General features: G+C 44.1%; 16 protein-coding genes. 8 read left to right on the top strand and 8 right to left on the bottom strand.

Going from position 1 to position 19,162, the window contains the following annotated elements:
* Positions 1–73: 73 nt before the first annotated feature.
* Positions 74–1,066 carry an aspartate-semialdehyde dehydrogenase gene (locus IE164_RS02870; RefSeq protein WP_189628672.1) on the top strand — a complete coding sequence of 331 codons (993 nt, stop codon included), beginning with the start codon at positions 74–76 and terminating at the stop codon, positions 1,064–1,066.
* A complete protein-coding gene (locus IE164_RS02865) occupies positions 1,063–2,247 on the top strand; it encodes a THUMP-like domain-containing protein (RefSeq protein WP_189628671.1) in 1,185 nt (394 codons plus the stop codon). Before IE164_RS02870 ends, IE164_RS02865 begins: the two co-directional genes overlap by 4 nt.
* Positions 2,248–2,447: 200 nt before the next feature.
* Here IE164_RS02865 and IE164_RS02860 read toward each other — a convergent pair whose 3' ends face one another.
* On the bottom strand, positions 2,448–5,801 hold the full coding sequence (locus IE164_RS02860; protein WP_189628670.1) for a T9SS type A sorting domain-containing protein: 3,354 nt from the start codon (positions 5,799–5,801) through the stop codon (positions 2,448–2,450).
* Positions 5,802–5,951: 150 nt separating this feature from the next.
* Between IE164_RS02860 and IE164_RS02855 the strand changes: the two genes are divergently transcribed.
* Complete coding sequence (locus IE164_RS02855) at positions 5,952–6,395, top strand: DUF6438 domain-containing protein (RefSeq protein WP_189628669.1); 444 nt, start codon at positions 5,952–5,954, stop codon at positions 6,393–6,395.
* Between the two features lie 92 nt (positions 6,396–6,487).
* Here IE164_RS02855 and infB read toward each other — a convergent pair whose 3' ends face one another.
* The 3 genes from infB to rimP are packed head-to-tail and all read right to left on the bottom strand — an operon-like array spanning position 6,488 to position 11,037.
* Positions 6,488–9,277 carry a translation initiation factor IF-2 gene (infB, locus tag IE164_RS02850; protein WP_189628668.1) on the bottom strand — a complete coding sequence of 930 codons (2,790 nt, stop codon included), beginning with the start codon at positions 9,275–9,277 and terminating at the stop codon, positions 6,488–6,490.
* Between the two features lie 39 nt (positions 9,278–9,316).
* The gene (nusA, locus tag IE164_RS02845) at positions 9,317–10,561 is read right to left on the bottom strand and encodes a transcription termination factor NusA (RefSeq protein ID WP_189628667.1); all 1,245 of its coding nucleotides are present in this window, start codon (positions 10,559–10,561) and stop codon (positions 9,317–9,319) included.
* Between the two features lie 5 nt (positions 10,562–10,566).
* Positions 10,567–11,037: a ribosome maturation factor RimP gene (gene rimP, locus IE164_RS02840; protein WP_189628666.1), complete on the bottom strand. Its 471-nt coding sequence runs from the start codon at positions 11,035–11,037 to the stop codon at positions 10,567–10,569.
* A gap of 150 nt (positions 11,038–11,187) precedes the next feature.
* Between rimP and IE164_RS02835 the strand changes: the two genes are divergently transcribed.
* The gene (locus IE164_RS02835; protein ID WP_189628665.1) at positions 11,188–12,192 is read left to right on the top strand and encodes a M28 family peptidase; all 1,005 of its coding nucleotides are present in this window, start codon (positions 11,188–11,190) and stop codon (positions 12,190–12,192) included.
* Position 12,193: 1 nt separating this feature from the next.
* Here the strand turns inward: IE164_RS02835 and rfbA are convergent, their stop codons facing one another.
* Together rfbA and rfbB are read right to left on the bottom strand one after the other, a co-directional pair.
* Positions 12,194–13,057 (bottom strand): glucose-1-phosphate thymidylyltransferase RfbA, encoded by an 864-nt coding sequence (gene rfbA / locus IE164_RS02830; RefSeq protein WP_189628664.1) that lies wholly within the window; start codon positions 13,055–13,057, stop codon positions 12,194–12,196.
* Positions 13,054–14,103, bottom strand: coding sequence for a dTDP-glucose 4,6-dehydratase (gene rfbB / locus IE164_RS02825; protein WP_189628663.1), 1,050 nt, complete (start codon positions 14,101–14,103; stop codon positions 13,054–13,056). Before rfbB ends, rfbA begins: the two co-directional genes overlap by 4 nt.
* 169 nt (positions 14,104–14,272) lie before the next feature.
* Here rfbB and IE164_RS02820 point away from each other — a divergent pair, with 169 nt between their 5' ends.
* The 4 genes from IE164_RS02820 (at position 14,273) to hpf (ending at position 16,948) form a co-directional block, all read left to right on the top strand.
* Entirely contained in the window at positions 14,273–15,412 is a 1,140-nt protein-coding gene (locus IE164_RS02820) for an acyl-CoA dehydrogenase (protein ID WP_189628662.1), read from the top strand.
* Positions 15,413–15,487: 75 nt separating this feature from the next.
* Positions 15,488–15,682 (top strand): 30S ribosomal protein S21, encoded by a 195-nt coding sequence (rpsU, locus tag IE164_RS02815; RefSeq protein WP_189628661.1) that lies wholly within the window; start codon positions 15,488–15,490, stop codon positions 15,680–15,682.
* 62 nt (positions 15,683–15,744) lie between these two features.
* Complete coding sequence (locus tag IE164_RS02810; protein ID WP_189628660.1) at positions 15,745–16,626, top strand: tyrosine-type recombinase/integrase; 882 nt, start codon at positions 15,745–15,747, stop codon at positions 16,624–16,626.
* Positions 16,627–16,651: 25 nt separating this feature from the next.
* Positions 16,652–16,948 carry a ribosome hibernation-promoting factor, HPF/YfiA family gene (gene hpf, locus IE164_RS02805; RefSeq protein ID WP_189628659.1) on the top strand — a complete coding sequence of 99 codons (297 nt, stop codon included), beginning with the start codon at positions 16,652–16,654 and terminating at the stop codon, positions 16,946–16,948.
* 183 nt (positions 16,949–17,131) lie between these two features.
* On the opposite strand, the gene metK is transcribed toward hpf, so the two are convergent.
* Positions 17,132–18,385 carry a methionine adenosyltransferase gene (gene metK, locus IE164_RS02800; protein WP_189628658.1) on the bottom strand — a complete coding sequence of 418 codons (1,254 nt, stop codon included), beginning with the start codon at positions 18,383–18,385 and terminating at the stop codon, positions 17,132–17,134.
* A 66-nt stretch (positions 18,386–18,451) separates the two neighbouring features.
* Positions 18,452–19,162, bottom strand: a complete 711-nt coding sequence (locus IE164_RS02795) for an SAM-dependent methyltransferase (RefSeq protein ID WP_189628657.1) — start codon at positions 19,160–19,162, stop codon at positions 18,452–18,454.

Raw genomic sequence — 19,162 nt, 5'->3', positions numbered from 1 at the left:
GCTCAGGTACACTAAAGTAGTAAATTTGACGCGTTTTTCGACTTTAAGTCTAAATAGTTAATGAATTGATTTTATGAAGATTGCAGTTGTAGGTGCGACCGGACTTGTGGGAGGGGAAATCCTGGAGGTTCTAGAAGAAAGAAATGTTCAATTTGATGAGCTGCTATTGGTGGCTTCTGCCCGTTCGGCCGGAACAAAGAAAACCTTTAAGGGTAAGGAATACACTGTAATCACTATGGAAGATGCGGTGGCTCAGGCTCCGGATTTTGCCATATTTTCTGCAGGAGGCAGTACCTCCTTGGAGTGGGCTCCTAAGTTTGCTGCTGTCGGAACAACCGTGGTAGATAACTCCTCGGCCTGGAGAATGAGCCCCGATCATAAGCTGATTGTACCGGAAATTAATGCCTCAACGCTTACAGCAGAAGATAAAATTATTGCCAACCCCAATTGTTCTACCATTCAAATGGTGGTGGCACTGGAACCCCTGAGAAAGCGCTATGGCCTTAAGCGTATTGTTGTTTCTACTTACCAGTCGGTTACAGGCTCCGGTAAAGCGGCTGTAGATCAGATGATGAACGAACGGCAGGGTATTGATGGGCCCATGTGCTATGCTCATAAGATCGACATGAATGCATTGCCTCATATTGATGTATTTCTGGACAATGGATACACCAAAGAGGAGATGAAGATGGTGAACGAAACCCGCAAGATTTTTAATGACTACTCCATTGGTATAACATCTACTACGGTGAGAATACCCACTGTTGGAGGACACTCTGAGTCGGTGAACGTTGAGTTTAAGGAAGACTTTGACATGGAAGAGGTTAAAGCTTTATTGAATAGTGCCGAAGGGGTGGTTTTGCAAGATGATCCTAAGCACAACGTATACCCCATGCCGCTTACGGCTCATAAAAAAGATGAGGTGTTCGTTGGCCGACTTAGAAGAGATGAGAGTCAACCTAATACGCTCAACCTTTGGATTGTGGCCGATAATCTTAGAAAGGGAGCGGCAACCAATGCCGTACAGATTGTAGAATACCTTCAGAAACAACTCAAGATAGCTTGATAGAGCAGCTGGCTTTAGCGGAGGTACAGGCTTTTATTCAAGAGCATTTGTCGGAAGACCCGGTATCGTTATCGCTCAAAAAAAGCCCATTTCCCAAGATCGCCATGCGCGATTTGGTGGAGCAAATAGCCTCACGACAAAAAGCTAAATATAAAATACCCTCTTGGTATGCTCAAGAGGGTATTTTGTTTCCTCCGGCCATTTCTATGGAGCAGTGTTCCTCAGAGAGAACGGCCCGTTACAAGGCCTCGCTGGTTAGGGGAACGCGTATGGCCGATCTGACCGGTGGGTTTGGTGTAGATACTTACTTTATATCTCAGCACTTTGAATATGCCGTGCATGTAGAAAGCAATGCCTATTTACATGAGCTGGTCAGGCATAACTTCAGGGTTTTAGGAAGTCATATTGTGACCCTTCAGCAGCAGGCCGAAAAAGCCATTGATGAACTAGAAAGTCAGGACCTCATTTATCTCGATCCCGCCCGAAGAGATGGAAACGATCAAAAAGTAGTTTTTTTAGAGCACTACAGTCCTAATGTAGTCGAAATGCTTCCGCAGTTGATGAACCGTTGTGAGCAATTGCTTTTAAAGGTTTCTCCCATGTTGGACATTAAAAAGGCTGTCAACGATTTAGGTTGTGTAAAAGAAGTGCATGTAGTAGCTGTTCACAACGAGGTAAAGGAACTACTGTTTCTAATGCATAAAAATGGGGGAGATCGGGTAAACATAAAGGCCATAAACCTTCGGTCAGGCTTGCATGAGAATGAAGCCCTTGAGTTTACCTATGAAGATGAAGAACAGACTGATGTTGCATTGGGCAGCATTGGGCAGTTTTTGTATGAGCCAAATGCCAGCATTCTAAAGGCCGGAGCTTTTAAGTCATGTGCACAGCAGTTTGGCCTTCTTAAACTTCATGCCAATACCCACCTCTATACTCACCACAGTGAGGTGAAAAATTTTCCCGGTCGTGTGTTCAGGGTAAAGGAAGAGATATCGCTGAACAAGAAGCAACTGAAGAAGTGCTTGCCTGAGTATAAAGCCAATATCTCTGTTCGCAATTATCCTCTTTCTGTCAAAGACATCAGGAAAAAAACGGGGCTTAAAGACGGAGGTAATCATTACATTTTTGCTCTAACAGATGTAGAGGGCAAAAGAGTGTTATTGTGTGAAAAAGTAAAGTAGCCATAAGGCAAGCAATAGGGTTCCGTAGTAGGCTAGAACTTTGTAGCGGTTTTTAGTGGCAAGCCACCAAAGAACCCACCACGGTTTAATCATACCCATAATGAATACAATAGCTGTGAGCCAACCCAAAAAGTAGAAAACGAACATTGAGCCCTAATCAAGTAAACAATCGGAGCTCAAGTTATTCTTTCCAAAGCAGATTATTCCAGTTTCAACACTTTAAATACTTTGGAGCTTCTGCCCTGTACCACCCTTAGAATGTAAAGACCCGAAGGCAAGCCTGAAATGTCTATGGCCGTTTGCCGTGAATCATCTAGTTCAACACCTTTGGCACTCAGCTTTTCAAGGCCATTCATGGTTTTAAGGCTAATATCAATCGAACCACTACTTTCCATGCTCTTTATGTAAAGCAGGTCTCCGGTTACCGGGTTAGGAAATATTTCGGTGCCCAAATTAAATGCAGTATTGTCAATGGCCGTAATCTGGTCGTTTTGAACTTGTAAATTGTCAATGGCCCAACCCCAGCCTTCTCTGGTGCCGCGCCTTTCCAACCTAAACCTTAGTAGTATTTCGTCACCCGCATTTACCTGGGCATTGTCTGTAAGTTTTACTAACCGGGTTCTAAACATTGATGGCTCAGGAGGAGTGCCGGCCGCAAATGCATTGCCCCAAACCGAAGACTCTGTATTGGCTGTAGATCGCCTGAGTTCCAGCCATGTTTGTCCTCCATCTTTAGAAACTTCCAAAGCCGCGTAATCGGCCACAGGGTCTACCAAGGCAATTTCGTCATAGGCTATATATGGCATAGTTGCGCTCACTGTAATTGGTTTTTTGAGCGTATATGTAAAAGTAGTACTGCCGGACAATCCGAAATTGGAAGGGTAGGGATGCCGGCTATGAATGGCTCCGTTGCTGAACCCACTGGGCGTTTCTATACCAAAGAAATTGCCTACAAAATCTTCAGAGGCCTCATTAAAATTATTGGAATAGGTTGTAACGGGGTTACCAAAGTTAATAAGGGGTATTGAGAAGAACTCGTTCGGCCCGGGCAGGAATGAAGCATTCTTTATAGGAGAGCGGCTATCAAAAGCTGCAATTCTATATTCAATTACATCACCTTCGTTTAAGGCGGTAATATCTACCAATGCCCGGTAGAGATTGCTCCCCAGGTGAGTCATCTGAATGATTGGTTGTGGCTGTCCGTTCACTTCGCTATACAAAGCAACACTATCTACCTCCACATTGTCAGTTACCAGGGCATCGAAACTAAGACTGTTACTTTCTGATGCGTAGTTGAAGTGTTGATGCCTCAGAGTTGGTGGTACCACATCCATTTGAATGTTCAGGTTGTCTATAGCCCAACCCCAGCCGTGAGCGGCTTCATCGGCAAACAGCCTGAAACGAATGAGAAGCTCGTCTCCACCCTCAAAATCGCCACTGGCTAATAAGTCAATTTCTCGTTTGGCGTATATGGAAGACTCGCCAACAGCGGTAGAATTGTTGTCTACTAAACTACTTTGGTAACGCGAAAACCAGTTGGAGCGCACCCGGCTATCATAGCCATCAAGCAGGGGTAGCCAAGTTTCTCCTCCATTTTTAGAAGCTTCCACTATTACATAGTCGTAAAATCCGTTGTCGCCAAACTCCGAATTGGCTTCCCCGGGTTCCACCAGTACTACTTCATCGAAGCTCATTTTAGCATTCTGTTCGTTGACAATAATGGGTATTTTTAGCTCAAAGGTGTAATTGCTTTCGTTGTTGCTTCCGGTGCCATCGGCATAGGGGTGATCTGAATGAATGGCTCCGTTTTCAAATGTGGCTTCTTCACGAATAGAGAAGTTGGCGCTGGTAAAAAAGTCTTCGGCCGCTTCCGAGATGTTGTTAAAGTCGTTGAAATAGAAGTGCCGGGGCTCTGCAGTGGCTACTACATTTACTTTGGTAAAACCTGTTGCCGGAAAAACAGTTTCATTGCGCGCAGCGGCCTGGTCAGTAGCTTTTATTCGGTATTCAATATAATCTCCATCGGCAAGGTTAAGTGAAGAGAGGTCTAAGAAAAGACGATATAAATTCTGATTTTGGTTAGCCAGCCTGAATATTGCGCTTTGCAAAGTCCCACCATTTACTGCGTACTCCAGGGTTACGTCTACCGGTAAAAAGTCTGTTACCGTAGTTTCCAGGGTAACCCCCTGATCGGTGGTTCGGATAAAATTGGGAGGAGTGTGCGACACTATGGGGGCTTCACTATCATTTCCCGATTGAAACCTAAGGTATCGTTCAGGAACCAGCACACTGGGTCTCGAAAACTGTCGGCCTTTATCGTCAACCGCGGTGATATAGTAAGTGTACACCTGGCCTTCTGTTTTAGCCGACTGTATTTGCGCACTAAATTCATTGGCGTTGTTGGTACTCGTCATTTGAACCTCACTGCTGTTGGCTACAAAGCCATCCGTTGAGTAAAACAGGCGAACCTCATTGGGGTTGAATCCGATATCGCTGAAAACTTTGGCTGTAATGGTGTAGGTATCTGAGGTAATGTCTTCTGTATTTGGCCTATCAATGCTGTCTATATAAGTGAGTTCCCAGCCCATGTCTCCAAACATATCCAGTGTTACGGGGCCCGGGTCGTGCATCACCTCGTTGAATCCAATTTGAGGAGTCATTAGTGAATTGGCATTTCCCGAGGCATAGGTGTTTTCATTAAGGTGGGCTATGCTTGATCCGGCATCATAGGGGTTTGGTGCATATAGCCTTGGTCTTGTACCTGTACTGGCTTCAGAAGTGGGTGAGTTAAAATACACGGCATTGCTGGAGAGTGCATTGCCTAAGGCCACCGTGTTGTTGCCCATTTGTATGAGCGACTCCCGGGCACTGTTTTCCACACTCAAGTCGAAAATAAAAGGGAATTCCTGAATTCCGTACGAGCCCAGATCGGAGTCTTCGGAGTAATTGAAGCTATCTACAAAACCAAGACCATGACCAATCTCATGCAGTACTACAGTGACCAGATCGAACTGATTGGGGGCGGGGTTTCCATCGGTGCCGAGATACCAGGGTGCGCGACTGTTAAAATTGGCAACAATGTCGGGCTCGTTGGGGCTGTTGAGCTCTTGGCGGGCCATTTTTTCGGCCAGTGCCACCGGGTACCAGGTGTTTAGTTGCTTGGCACCATCGAAATTGCGAAAGGCGGTATTCCAGATGGCCGATCCCAGTACACCTTCATCGAGGCTCTGCCAGGTGGCATTAATTCGAATAGGGACCGGGGAGGAGATTAGCCCTGCCCAAATGTCTACGGCAGCCTGAAAAGCCGCTTTGGCTTCTTCACTGAATCCGTTGTATTCTACCCGAATATCGGCCCTTTGGCGGGTGCTGTTGCCATGGTTCAGGGCATTGCGCAAGCGAGCATAGTGAGCCGGGTTATGAAAAATGCGTGTTCCGGGGCTCTCATCTGAAGCGTAACAAATAACGGGTATCTGTACATCTAGCCTTTCGGCTTGCTGGGCAAGGCTGAGTTGAGGTATCCCTAAACTTAGTAGCAGAACAAATATTTTTCTCATGGCAAATGTTCAATTAACTTTCTTGAGTGCTATTAAGAAAAACGCCTATTGAATCATTCGGTACACTCTGTATGAAACTGATTCAAAATTTGACGTTTAAACTGATAAACTACATACATTGTATTAAGTTAATACTATAACTGGTTCTCTATGAAAAAGCACTTTGTTTTTTTAATGCTCATTTTATTTGGGTGCAAATCGGCCGAAAATAGCGGAAGCGAACTGCCTGTTGTTTTCATGAAGAAAACAGCTTGCATGGGTGCTTGCCCTGATTATGATATTTCAATTTTCAGTTCAGGAAAGGTGATACTAAATGCCCGGAAGTTTCTTCCTCTTGAAGGAAGCTTTGAGGCTCGGCTGCCTGAGGCACGGTTGGATGAGCTGCTAAGTTTGTTTGTAGAAAACCGCTTTATGGAATTGGAGAGCCAATACACATCCAGTCGAAAGGATTTGCCAACCACTACTGTAAGCTTTTACAATGGGGGCAAGAAGAAAACGGTGGTCGATTATGATGGCGCACCGGAACGGCTTAAAGCTATTGAGGCCTCCATACACAATCTCATTGATTCTCTGAGCTGGTCTGCGGTGAAGTAGTAAAAAAAACTGCCTCAAAAGCACCGGTCTTTGACGATTGTTCAAAGTTCCAATTTGCTTTTGAGACAGTTGTAGAAACTCCTAATTTATAATTAGAGCGTTCTTTTTACTTCCTGAATTTCAAAGCCTTCAATTATATCTCCTACTTTGATATCGTTGAAGTTTTTAATGCTCAACCCGCATTCGTAACCGGCTTTTACTTCACCTACATCGTCTTTGAAACGCTTCAGTTGGCCGATGTCTCCGGTATATACTACAATACCATCGCGGATTAGTCGGATTTGATTATTTCGTTTCACATAACCATCGGTTACATAACATCCTGCCACAGTACCCACTTTAGATATTTTGAAGGTTTCGCGGACTTCGATATTACCCGTGATTACTTCTTTTTCAGTTGGTTCCAGCAGGCCTTCCATAGCATCTTTGATCTCGTTGATGGCATCGTAGATGATGGAGTAAAGTCTGATTTCGATTTCTTCGGTTTCAGCGAGTTTTCTTGCTCCTCCCGATGGCCTCACCTGGAAGCCCAGAATAATGGCATCTGAAGCGGTGGCCAGTAGTACATCGGACTCTGAGATTTGACCAACGGCTTTGTGAATGATGTTTACCTGAACCTCATCTGTAGAGAGCTTAAGCAAGGAATCACTCAGTGCTTCTACAGAACCGTCCACATCACCCTTCACAATTACATTGAGTTCTTTGAAGTTTCCAACGGCCAAACGTCTTCCAATCTCATCGAGTGTAATGTGCTTTTTGGTTCTTACACTTTGCTCTCTGAGTATCTGCTCACGTTTGTTGGCAATTTCGCGAGCTTCTCGCTCACTGTCCATTACGTTGAACTTGTCTCCGGCCTGAGGGGCGCCATCTAAACCAAGCATTTGAACCGGGGTAGAAGGGCCAACTTCTTTGAGTCGGTTGCCACGGTGATCGAACATGGCCTTTACTTTGCCATAGTGCGACCCTGCCAGCACAACATCGCCAATTTTCATTGTGCCTGATTGTACCATAAGGGTGGCGAGGTATCCTCTACCTTTATCGAGAGAGGCTTCTATCACAGTTCCTACGGCATTCTTATTTGGGTTGGCTTTTAGCTCCTGAAGTTCTGCTTCGAGCAATACTTTTTCGAGAAGCTCATCAATTCCCTGACCCGTTTTGGCCGAAACTTCCTGGCATTGGTACTTTCCTCCCCAGTCTTCAACCAGAATATTCAGGTTGGCTAGTTCTTCTCTGATTTTGTCAGGGTTTGCGTTGGGCTTATCTACTTTGTTAATGGCTATAACAATAGGTACTTCCGCTACCTGAGCGTGATTTATGGCCTCTTTGGTTTGAGGCATAACGTTGTCGTCTGCAGCCACTACAATAATGGCAACGTCAGTGATTTTAGCTCCACGAGCACGCATGGCCGTAAAGGCTTCGTGACCTGGTGTATCCAAAAATGCTATTCGTTTACCATCTTTGGTTTCTACATCATATGCACCAATGTGCTGGGTAATTCCACCCGCCTCACCGGCAGTTACGTTGGCGTCTCTAATGTAATCGAGCAATGAAGTTTTACCGTGGTCTACGTGACCCATTATGGTAACAATTGGTGCTCTTTCTTGCAGATCTTCCGGGCTGTCTTCTTCTTCCAGTACTTCTACTTCATCATCGGCCGAAGTAAACTGAACATCGTAGCCAAACTCATCGGCAATAATGGTTATGGCCTCTGCATCCAGTCTCTGGTTTATGGAAACGAACATTCCCAAAGACATACAGGTGGAAATCACATCGTTTACCGATACGTTCATTAAACTGGCCAGATCGCTGGCTGAGATAAACTCAGTAACCTTAAGAATTTTGCTTTCTTCTTGCTGTTTGAGCATTTGCTCTTCGGCAGCTTCGGCAGCAGCACTTCTCTTTTCCTTTCGGTACTTGGAGCGGCTTTTTCCTCCACCTTTTCCACCTCCGCTCAAACGGGCAAGTGTTTCCTTAATTTGTTCCTGAATTTCTTTATCGGTAAGCTCTTCTTTCGGAGCCTGGCGTTTGCCTCCTCTTTGGTTGCCTCCTCTTCGGTTGTCATTGGCGCCTTTAGAAGCACGCTCAACTTTAGTTTGTTGAATTCGCTTTCTTGGTCGTTTGCCGCGGTGTTCGCCCTGATTTTGTTTGTCGTCATCTTTCGACTTCTTGGGCTTGTCTACCGGCAGTTCTATTTTACCCAGTACCTTCAGTCCTCTTAGTGAATCGGCTTTGGCTTCAATGAGCTCGTTTTCCTTCTTAGGGGCTTCAGGAGCTTTTTCTACCTTGGGAGCCTCCTCTTTCTTTGGCTCAGGTTTAGGTTCTTCTTTCTTCTCAGGAGCCTTTTGTTCGGGCTTTTTCTTACCGGCATCAAGGTCGATTTTGCCTAGCACCCGTAGTCCGGGTTTTCGCTCTTCTTCCTCTTGCTCTTCCTCCTTTGCCTTGGGTTGTTCAGTAACCTTCGGTTTTTCGGCTACCGGTTCGGCCTTCGGCTTTTCCTTCGGCTTTTCCTCTTCAGCAGGCTTTTCAGCTTCTGGCTTGGCCTCTGGTTTTTTAGGTTCCTCAGCTTTGGGCTCTGCCTTCTTAGGCTCTTCTTTTTTGGCAGGCTCCTTTTCTTTAAATGGTTCTGTCGTTATACCACTGGAGTCGATTACCATGTCTTCTACATGTTTCGTCCCAATGGTTAGATGAGAGGCCTCTTCTTTCTCATGGGCCGATGCAGCAAACTCCTTGGCCAGCATATCATATTGCTCTCCAGATATCTTGGCGTTAGGGCTGCTATCTACCGCGAAGCCCTTAGCAGAAAGAAAATCTACGATGGTGTTTCTACCCACGTTTAGTTTTCTTGCCACCTGGCTTAGCCTCATCATTTTATCTTCTGACATACTCAAATATCCCTCTTTTTAAGGTTTTATAAAATTCTACTATTGCTCGAACTCCTTATTAAGGATTTCGAATAGATACTTTACGGTTTCTTCTTCCAGCTCAGTTCTTCTTACAATATCGTCTTGAGCAAGGGCTAAAACACTTTTGGCAGTATCAAGGCCAATTCTTTTGAGCTCATCGATAATCCAGCTGTCAATCTCATCGGCAAATTCGTCCAGATCAACATCTTCTTCTTCGTAGTCGCTCAATTCTCTGAATACATCTATTTCTAAGCCAACCAGCTTAGAAGCGAGTTTAATGTTTTGGCCTCCTTTTCCGATGGCCAAAGACACCTGGTCTGGTTTGAGATACACAGATACACGTCCCTCATCGCCCAGTATTTTCATGCTCGATATCTTTGCCGGACTCAAAGCTCTGGCAATGTAGAGCTCCATGTTGTCGGTAAAGTTGATCACATCAATATTCTCGTTTTGCAACTCTCTTACAATGGAGTGAATTCTGGAGCCTTTCATACCCACGCAAGCTCCTACAGGGTCTATTCTGTCATCGTAAGATTCAACAGCTACTTTTGCTCTTTCACCGGGCTCACGAACCACCTTCTTAATGGTAATGAGGCCATCGTATACTTCCGGAACTTCGCTTTCGAATAGTCTTTCGAGGAACTCACCAGATGTTCTGGAAAGGATAATTTTCGGGTTGCCATTGATCATTTCAACACGATCTACAATGGCTCTTACGTTGTCTCCTTTACGGAATCTGTCTTTAGAAATTTGCTCGTTCTTAGGCAGTGAAAGCTCATTACCTTCACCATCTACCAGCAATACTTCTCTACCCAGAATTTGATAAACTTCGGCCGAAATAATTTCGCCAACCAAGTCTTTGTATTTCTGGTACAGAATGTCCTTCTCCAGGTCTTTGATTCGTTGAATTAGTGTCTGACGAGCGGTCATTACAGCTCTTCGGCCAAAGTCTTCCAGCTTGATTTCTTCAGCTACTTCTTCGCCAATTTCAAAGTCAGGCTCAATTTTTCTGGCCTCGGTGAGACTAATCTTATCATAGTCCCAAATATCTTCAGAGTCGTCATCAACGATTTCTCTAAACCTCCATATTTCAAGGTCTCCTTTGTCTGCGTTAATGATGATGTCGAAATTATCGTCTACTTCGAATTTCTTGCGGATCATTGTTCTGAAAACATCTTCCAGAATTCTGATCATGGTAGGTCTATCGACATTTTTCTGCTTTGCAAAATCTGCAAAAGACTCAATTAAAATTCCACTGTCCATTTTCTTTACTTAAATGACACTAACACATTGGCTTTTTCAATATCCGCGAAGGAAATCTCTTTCTCTTCTACCACTTTCTTTTTTTTCTCTTTACTTTCTGCAGCCAACACTATGGCGGCTTCGTTTACTACCTGAAGGTTGCCTTCTATCTGGCTTCCTGACTTCAGTCTGACCCTCAGTTTGCGACCTACATTTTTCCTGAACTGTCTTAGCGATGCAAGCGGGTGGTCAAGACCCGGTGAAGAAACTTCCAGTACATAGGCCACATCTATAAGATCTTCCAGTTCAATATCTTCAGCCAAATTTCTGCTCAATTCGGCACAATCATCTATGGTTACTCCCTGGTCTCCATCTAACAGCACCAAAATCTTTGTTTTGCCCGAAACACCTTTGGAAATCACATCTACAATGAAGTAGCTGTCGTCTTTCAAATGGCTTTCTGCAAGCGTTTTTATTTGGTCTGTTAGTTCTTTCATAGTCAATAATGAAAGAGGGGACTTGCTGTCCCCTCTGGAAAGTAACCATTAAGTGTTGCAAAAATAGAGGTTTTTTATTTCATATCAAATAGCTCTTTCATTCGTTCAGAACCAGAAATGCCTTTATTTTTACCTCAAGAATAAGATGTTATGAAAAAAGCCTGTTTACTGCTGTTGGCATTTTTGGCCGCTATTACTTTTTCTTGCGACTCTACGGGAAGCAAAACTTCTGTAGCAAAAGCAAGCCTGAACTTAAAAGAGGCTCCCAGACCCAACAAGGATTCACTGTATGCTTTTGTGGAGCAGCAGGTGGAGTTTGGCCCCAGAGTGCCAAATACCGAGGCTCATGAGCATGCAGCCAATTGGTTTGTAAATAAGTTTGAAGGATATGGTGGTAAAGTGACTGTGCAGGCATTCAAAGACAGGGTTTATGACGGAACGGAGGTTCAGCTTAAGAATATTATCGCCTCGTTTAACCCTAGTGCAAAAAAGAGAATCTTGTTGGCAGCTCACTGGGATACCAGGCCGTTTGGCGATAAGGACCCAAACAATGATATGATAAAGATAGATGGTGCCAATGATGGCGGAAGTGGTGTGGCCGTGTTACTGGAAATAGCTCGAATAATGAGTGGCGATAACCCTCCTGCTGTTGGAGTTGATATGATTTTATTTGATGGGGAAGATTGGGGGCAACACGAAAACATGAGCGATGTGGCCAATCCCAGAGACTATGGTAAAGAGTCTTGGTATTGTTTGGGGTCTCAGTATTGGAGCAAAAACAAGCATAATCCAAACTATACGGCATACTACGGTATTCTTCTGGATATGGTAGGGGCTCAGGGATCTACGTTTTACTACGATGGTGTTTCGCAGCAGAATGCCGGCCGAGTGTTATCCCGAACATGGGATATTGCCCATGAACTGGGTTACTCCAACCTGTTTGTCAAAGAGATGGGCATGGGACTGATTATTGACGATCATAAGTTTGTGAATGAACATGCGCGCATACCGATGATTGACATTATTGATTATCGGAAAAATGTCAATGACTTTGGGCCATATCACCACACACAGGAAGACAATCTTTCGGTAATTTCAAAAGACGTATTGGGTGCTGTGGCACATGTGGTACTCACTGTACTCTACAACGAGTAGTTTACTGCTTTAGTAAACCGAGTAGGTACTCGCCATATCCCGACTTTTCAAGAGGCCGGGCAATTTCTGCTAGTTTTTCTGAAGAGATATAACCCATTCGGTAGGCAATTTCTTCGATACATGAGATTTTGATACCCTGCCTTTTTTCCAGGATTTGAACAAACTGCCCCGCCTGCATCAGCGAATCAATCGTTCCGGTATCCAGCCAGGCCGTTCCACGGTCCATAGTGCTCACCTTGAGCTGCCCCATATTCAGGTAGGTTTTGTTTACATCGGTAATTTCCAGCTCACCTCTGGCACTGGGTTTTAGGTTTTTGGCAATGTCAACCACCTGATTGTCGTAGAAGTACAAGCCCGGTACCGCCCAGTTGGACTTTGGGTTTTGTGGTTTTTCTTCTATGGAAATGGCGTTCATGTCTTTATCAAACTCCACCACTCCGTAACGTTCCGGATCGTTTACGCGGTAAGCATAAACAATGCCTCCCTCCGGATCGGCATTTTCCTTCAGCAATTTTGGCAAACCCGATCCATAGAAAATATTATCTCCCAGAATAAGGGCTACTTTGTCGTTGCCAATGAATTCCTCTCCAATGGTAAAAGCCTGTGCCAAACCTTCCGGTTTGGGCTGTTCCGCATAGCTAAACGAGCAACCAATGCGGCTACCATCGCCTAACAATTTAATGAAGTTAGGCAAGTCGTGAGGGGTTGAAATAATCAGTATTTCTCTGATACCCGCCAGCATGAGTATAGACAAAGGGTAATAGATCATGGGTTTATCATAAACCGGCATTAGCTGCTTACTTACAGTATATGTAAGCGGATATAGTCTGGTGCCGGAACCTCCGGCCAAAATGATTCCCTTCATATCTGATATTGTTTTTGGTAATAGTTTTGGTACGCACCCGAAGTTACATGATCCAACCATTCTTCATTGGCCAGGTACCAATCTACGGTTTTCTCCAAACCCTCTTCAAACTGCAGCGAGGGCTGCCATCCCAGTTCATCTTTAATTTTCGAAGCATCTATGGCATAACGCTTGTCGTGGCCGGCCCGGTCTTTCACAAAAGTGATAAGCTTTCTGGACTGCCCCAAGGTACGGCCCAACTTGCGGTCCATTACGTCACAGAGAAGTTCTACAATGTCCAGGTTCTTCCACTCATTAAACCCACCAATGTTATAAGTTTCGCCCAGCCTACCCCTGTGAAAGATCACATCGATGGCTCTGGCATGGTCTACCACATACAGCCAGTCTCGTATGTTATCCCCTTTGCCATAAATGGGTAGAGGCTTGTTATTTTTGATATTGTGTATGCAAAGCGGTAGCAATTTTTCCGGAAACTGATTAGGGCCATAGTTATTGGAACAATTGGAAATAACCACGGGCAATTTGTAGGTATTTGCATAAGCCCTTACAAAATGATCAGACCCTGCTTTTGAGGCAGAGTAGGGCGATTGAGGATCGTAAGGAGTACTTTCTAAGAAGAATCCTGTTTCACCCAGCGATCCATAGACCTCATCAGTAGAAATGTGATAAAACCTTTTGCCCTCCAAGTTGTCTGCCCAGTGTTTTTTGGCAGCGTTCAACAAGTTGACCGTACCTATAATGTTGGTTTTAACGAAAGCCAGGGGGTCGGCAATAGACCGGTCTACATGCGATTCTGCCGCCAGATGTATGACCCCATCGAAACGATGGGTAGCAAACAAGTCGTCCAGAAATTCAGCGTCTGTAATATCACCTTTTAAGAAGGTATAATTAGACGCCCCTTGTACATCCTTGAGGTTTTCCAGATTACCCGCATAGGTGAGCGCATCCAGATTGAAGATATAATAGTCTTGATAGTTGTTCACGAAGAGCCGAACTACATGGCTGCCAATAAACCCAGCCCCTCCCGTGATCAATATTTTTTTCATGATAGGATTTTTCACGAAGCTAATTGAGTATGTTTTAATTACAGGTGCAATTTAGTTGAATGTCTGATTTTCAAAGTTAAAGCTCTCCAAATTATCGTTAAACTATTCTACCTAACGATCGTTTGTTTGGTAACTCAAATTTGGTAATTTTCGACAAACTATAAGGGAAATGGATTTTGAATTGAACGAGAATCAGCGACTGATTGCTGATATGATCAAAGACTTTGGAGAGAGAGAAATAGCCCCTTTTCGCAATGAGTGGGACGATAAGCAAGAGTTTCCGGTTCATATTTTCAAGAAGTTTGGAGAGTTGGGCCTAATGGGAGTGTTGGTACCCCAGGCCTATGGTGGTTCTGGTTTTACCTATGATGAATACATTACAGTGGTTTCTGAGGTGGCTAAGCTCGACCCGGGAATTGGTCTTTCTGTGGCTGCGCATAACTCTTTGTGTACCGGACACATTTTACAGTTTGGCAATGAAGAGCAAAAGCAACGTTGGCTACCAAAGCTGGCTACAGCTGAGTGGATTGGTGCCTGGGGGTTGACCGAGCCAAACACAGGTTCAGATGCCGGCAACATGAAAACTACGGCCAGAAAAGATGGCAACGAGTGGGTAATTAACGGTACAAAAAACTGGATTACACATGGCAAGTCTGGAGATGTGGCTGTGGTCATTGTGAGAACCGGAGAAGTTGGCGATTCGCATGGAATGACTGCCTTTGTGGTAGAAAGAGGAACCCCTGGTTTTAAAGCGGGTAAGAAGGAGGATAAGCTGGGTATGCGAACCTCTGAAACGGCTGAGATGATTTTTGAAGACTGCCGGATACCTGAAACAAACATGTTAGGTAAAGAAGGAGAGGGCTTTGTTCAGGCTATGAAGGTTTTGGACGGAGGTCGTATTTCCATTGCTGCCCTGAGTTTGGGGATAGCTGAGGGAGCCTTTGAAGCTGCTTTGGCCTATTCACAAGAAAGGCATCAGTTTAATCAGCCAATCTTTAATTTTCAGGGCATATCGTTCAAATTGGCCGACATGGCTACTAAACTAGAATGTGCCAAGCTACTAACCTACCAGGCGGCTCACTTAAAGAATAATGGCAAGCCGGTAACCAAAGAGTCGGCCATGGCCAAGTACTATGCTTCTGAGTGTGCGGTATCTTTTGCCAATGAGGCTGTTCAGATTTTTGGTGGATATGGCTATACAAAGGACTATCCGGTAGAGAAGTATTATAGAGACAGCAAATTGTGTACAATTGGTGAAGGCACCTCCGAAATTCAAAAACTGGTGATTTCTAGGCAGATACTTCGGTAAATCATTCTACCTTCCTTGGAATCTGTAAATCCTTTCTTTAACTTTGCGCTCCATTTGAGAGGAGGTGTTTAGATTATGATCATTATCAACGTAAAAGAAAACGAATCAATCGATAAGGCGCTCAAGCGTTTCAAAAAGAAATTTGAGCGAACCGGAGTTCTAAGAGAATTGAGATCTAGAACGAATTTCGAGAAGCCTTCTGTCACCCGCAGAAACGAGAAAATCAAAGCGGCTTACAAGCAAAAAATGTACGCCAAAGAAAACTACTAATCCATTTCTTTAGTAGTTATAAATTGCTATGTTAGTACTGTGTGTAATGACGCAGTACTGGCATGGTAGATTCCTTCCTTAGATACATATCCTACGAAAAGCGCTACAGCCAACACACTGTTAAGTCTTACCAAAACGACTTAAAGCAATTCGAGTTTTTCTGCCAAAGTAAGTTTAAAGTTCAAAACATAACCGAAGCCAATCAATTAATGATTAGGGCCTGGGTTTTGTCTTTGATGGATGGCGGTACTTCTCCCCGAAGTGTAAACAGAAAGATTGCTTCACTTAAATCGTTTTATAAGTATCTGCTCAAGAGAGATACTATTTCACAAGATCCGACTGTCAAGATAAAGTCGTTAAAAGTAAAAAAAGAACTACCCGGCTTTGCGAATGAGGAGGAGTTTTCCGATTTTCTGAATAGGTTAGTTTTTGACGATTCACTGGAGGGCCAAATGGAGCAACTGTTGCTAGAGCTTCTCTACGGAACTGGCATTCGGCTCTCAGAACTTTTAGGTCTAAGGGTTTCAGACTTTAACCCCGGCCAGTCTACCATAAAGGTTTTGGGTAAAAGAAATAAGGAGCGTATAATTCCTATATCCCGTTCATTGAACAGTTTGTTAAAAAATTATATAACTGAGAAAAATCATGCCTTTTCTCACGATAGCGATTCGTTTTTGATCGTTAACAAGAATGGAGGGCAGGCATATCCGATGCTGGTCTACCGAATAGTGAAGAAGTATCTTAGTCAGGTACAGTCATTGGATAAGAAGAGCCCTCATGCGTTGCGCCATACCTTTGCCACACATTTGTTGAACAAAGGTGCCGATTTGAATGCGGTGAAAGATTTGTTGGGGCACAGTAGTTTGGCAGCAACTCAAGTTTATACACATAATTCTTTGGACAAGCTGAAGTCGGTTTTCGATCAGGCCCACCCAAAGGCATAAGTTTAACCCTTAAAATTATATCATCATGAAAGTACAAGTTCAATCACTCCACTTCGATGCAGACATCAAGTTGATCAATTTTATCCAAAAGAAACTAGACAAGCTGGATACCTTTTATGAGAGGACTATTGATGCCGAGGTAATTCTTCGATTGAATAATGAGGGTGTACAAAACAAAACTGTAGAGATTAAGCTCAATGTGCCGGGCGAACAGTTATTTGCCCAAAAAACCAATGGTTCTTTTGAGGCGGCCACAGATCATTGTACGGAGGCACTTAGAAGACAGATAAAGCGGCATAAGGAAAAAATGCTAGCCCACTAGGTCGCCCAACTATAACAGAAAATGAAAGAAGCTGTCTCAAAAGCTAAATGAGCGTTACCCTGAACTTGCCTGCCTTATGTAAAGGCAGGTTGCAGGGTCTTCACAGTGCTCATTATAGAACTCATAGATTCTGATTGAATTCAGAATGGGGAGTTTTAGAGCTTTTGAAACAGCCTCTTTATTTTACAGGCCGAATGCCTTTTTCACCTTATCTACATAATCTAATTTTTCCCAGGTAAATAGTTCTACTTCAAACTCCTGAGGCTGATTGTTAGAATTGATGAATACTTTCTTTACTACTTCGTTTTTTCTTCCCATGTGGCCATAGGCGGCTGTTTCTGAATACATGGGTGTTCTTAAATTGAGCCTGGTTTCGATGGCGTAAGGACGCATATCGAAAATTTCGGAAACCTTTCTGGCTATATCGCCATCGTTCATTTGGACTTTAGAAGTACCATAAGTGTTCACATAAATGCCCATTGGCTCAACTACGCCAATGGCATAGGACACCTGAACAAGTACTTCATCGGCTACTCCGGCTGCCACAAGGTTTTTGGCAATATGTCGCGTTGCATAAGCCGCAGACCGGTCTACTTTAGAGGGGTCCTTACCAGAAAATGCACCGCCACCATGAGCCCCCTTACCGCCATAAGTGTCTACAATAATTTTACGCCCGGTTAGACCTGTATCTCCATGTGGCCCTCCAATAACAAACTTTCCTGTAGGGTTGATGTGGTATTTGATATCATCGTTGAACAGCTTCTGAATTCTTTCTGGCAATTGAGCTTTAACTCGTGGGATCAGAATGTTGATGATGTCAGATTTAATTTTGGCCAGCATAGCTTCCTCCTCGTCAAAATCATCGTGCTGTGTAGACACCACAATAGCATCGATGCGAGTAGGGGTGTTGTCATCGTTGTACTCTATAGTAACCTGCGATTTAGCATCGGGTCTCAGGTAAGTAATTTCTTTGTTTTCTCTTCTAAGGTCTGCCAGCACTTGCAGTATCTTGTGAGACAAATCCAGAGCAAGAGGCATGTAGTTTTCCGTTTCGTTGGTTGCGTAGCCAAACATCATGCCTTGGTCGCCTGCGCCTTGCAGTTCTTTTGAAGCTCTATCTACCCCACGGTTAATGTCTTCGGATTGTTCATGAATAGCCGATAGTACACCGCAAGATTTGCTGTCGAATTGATACTCTGCCTTAGTGTAACCTATTTTTTCGATCACATCTCTGGCAATTCTCTGCACATCGAGATAGGTGTTGGACTTTACCTCTCCGGCCAAAACTACCTGACCGGTGGTAACCAATGTTTCGCAAGCTACCTTTGAGTCCGGATCGAAAGCCAGAAAATTGTCTATCAGCGCATCGGAGATTTGGTCTGCTACTTTGTCTGGGTGACCTTCCGATACTGATTCTGAGGTAAATAGGTATGGCATATTAGAATGTTTTAAGGCTGCAAAAATAAGAGTATGTATAGAACTGTGAAAGCTTTTTACAATTCTCTAGTTGGCATATAGGAGAAAGATAGTAGGAATTTTTTTGAGCTCTATCTCGCGCGCATTCCATTTGGCAACGGGTTTTGTTTTAATAAGCTCCTTTTCGCCCGTAATATCTCGAGCTATACAAAGAAACGAATCGGGCCGGGCTACTTTAAGAATATCCATTAGGAGAGGCTCGTTGCGATATGGGGTATCCATAAATATTTGTGTCTGATCCTTTTCTCTGGACTCCTTCTCCAACTCCCTTATTTTTTGCTGGCGAGCTTTCCTATCTATGGGCAGGTAGCCATGAAAGGCAAAAGACTGGCCGTTGAAACCAGAGGCCATGAGCGCCATCAAAATTGACGATGGCCCTACCAATGGTTTGCAAGCCACTCCTAATTGCTGTGCCATGTGAACCAGTCTGGCGCCAGGGTCTGCCACTCCTGGACAACCGCTTTCCGAAATAACGCCTAAATTTTTGCCCTCAAGGGCAAGTTGGGCAATTTCGAAACACTGTTCAAAGGTGGTTTTCTTATCTAAAATTCTGAAGTCGAGATTCTCTATGGTTAGGCCAAGTTGTAGGCTGCTCACGTATCTTCTGGCGGTTCTTAGGTCTTCTACCAGAAAAATGTCAGTAGCTTTTATGGCATCTTGTACCTGCGCGGGGATCACCTCTGTTTGAGTGTTTTGCGAGATGATATTGGGAATTAAGTATACTACTCCTGTGGCCAT

It is taken from the genome of Roseivirga thermotolerans (genome assembly GCF_014653175.1).
GTDB classification, from domain to species: domain Bacteria; phylum Bacteroidota; class Bacteroidia; order Cytophagales; family Cyclobacteriaceae; genus Roseivirga; species Roseivirga thermotolerans.
The sequence above is the reverse complement of the archived record's forward strand: the minus strand, read 5'-3'. Positions and strand labels throughout refer to the sequence as shown.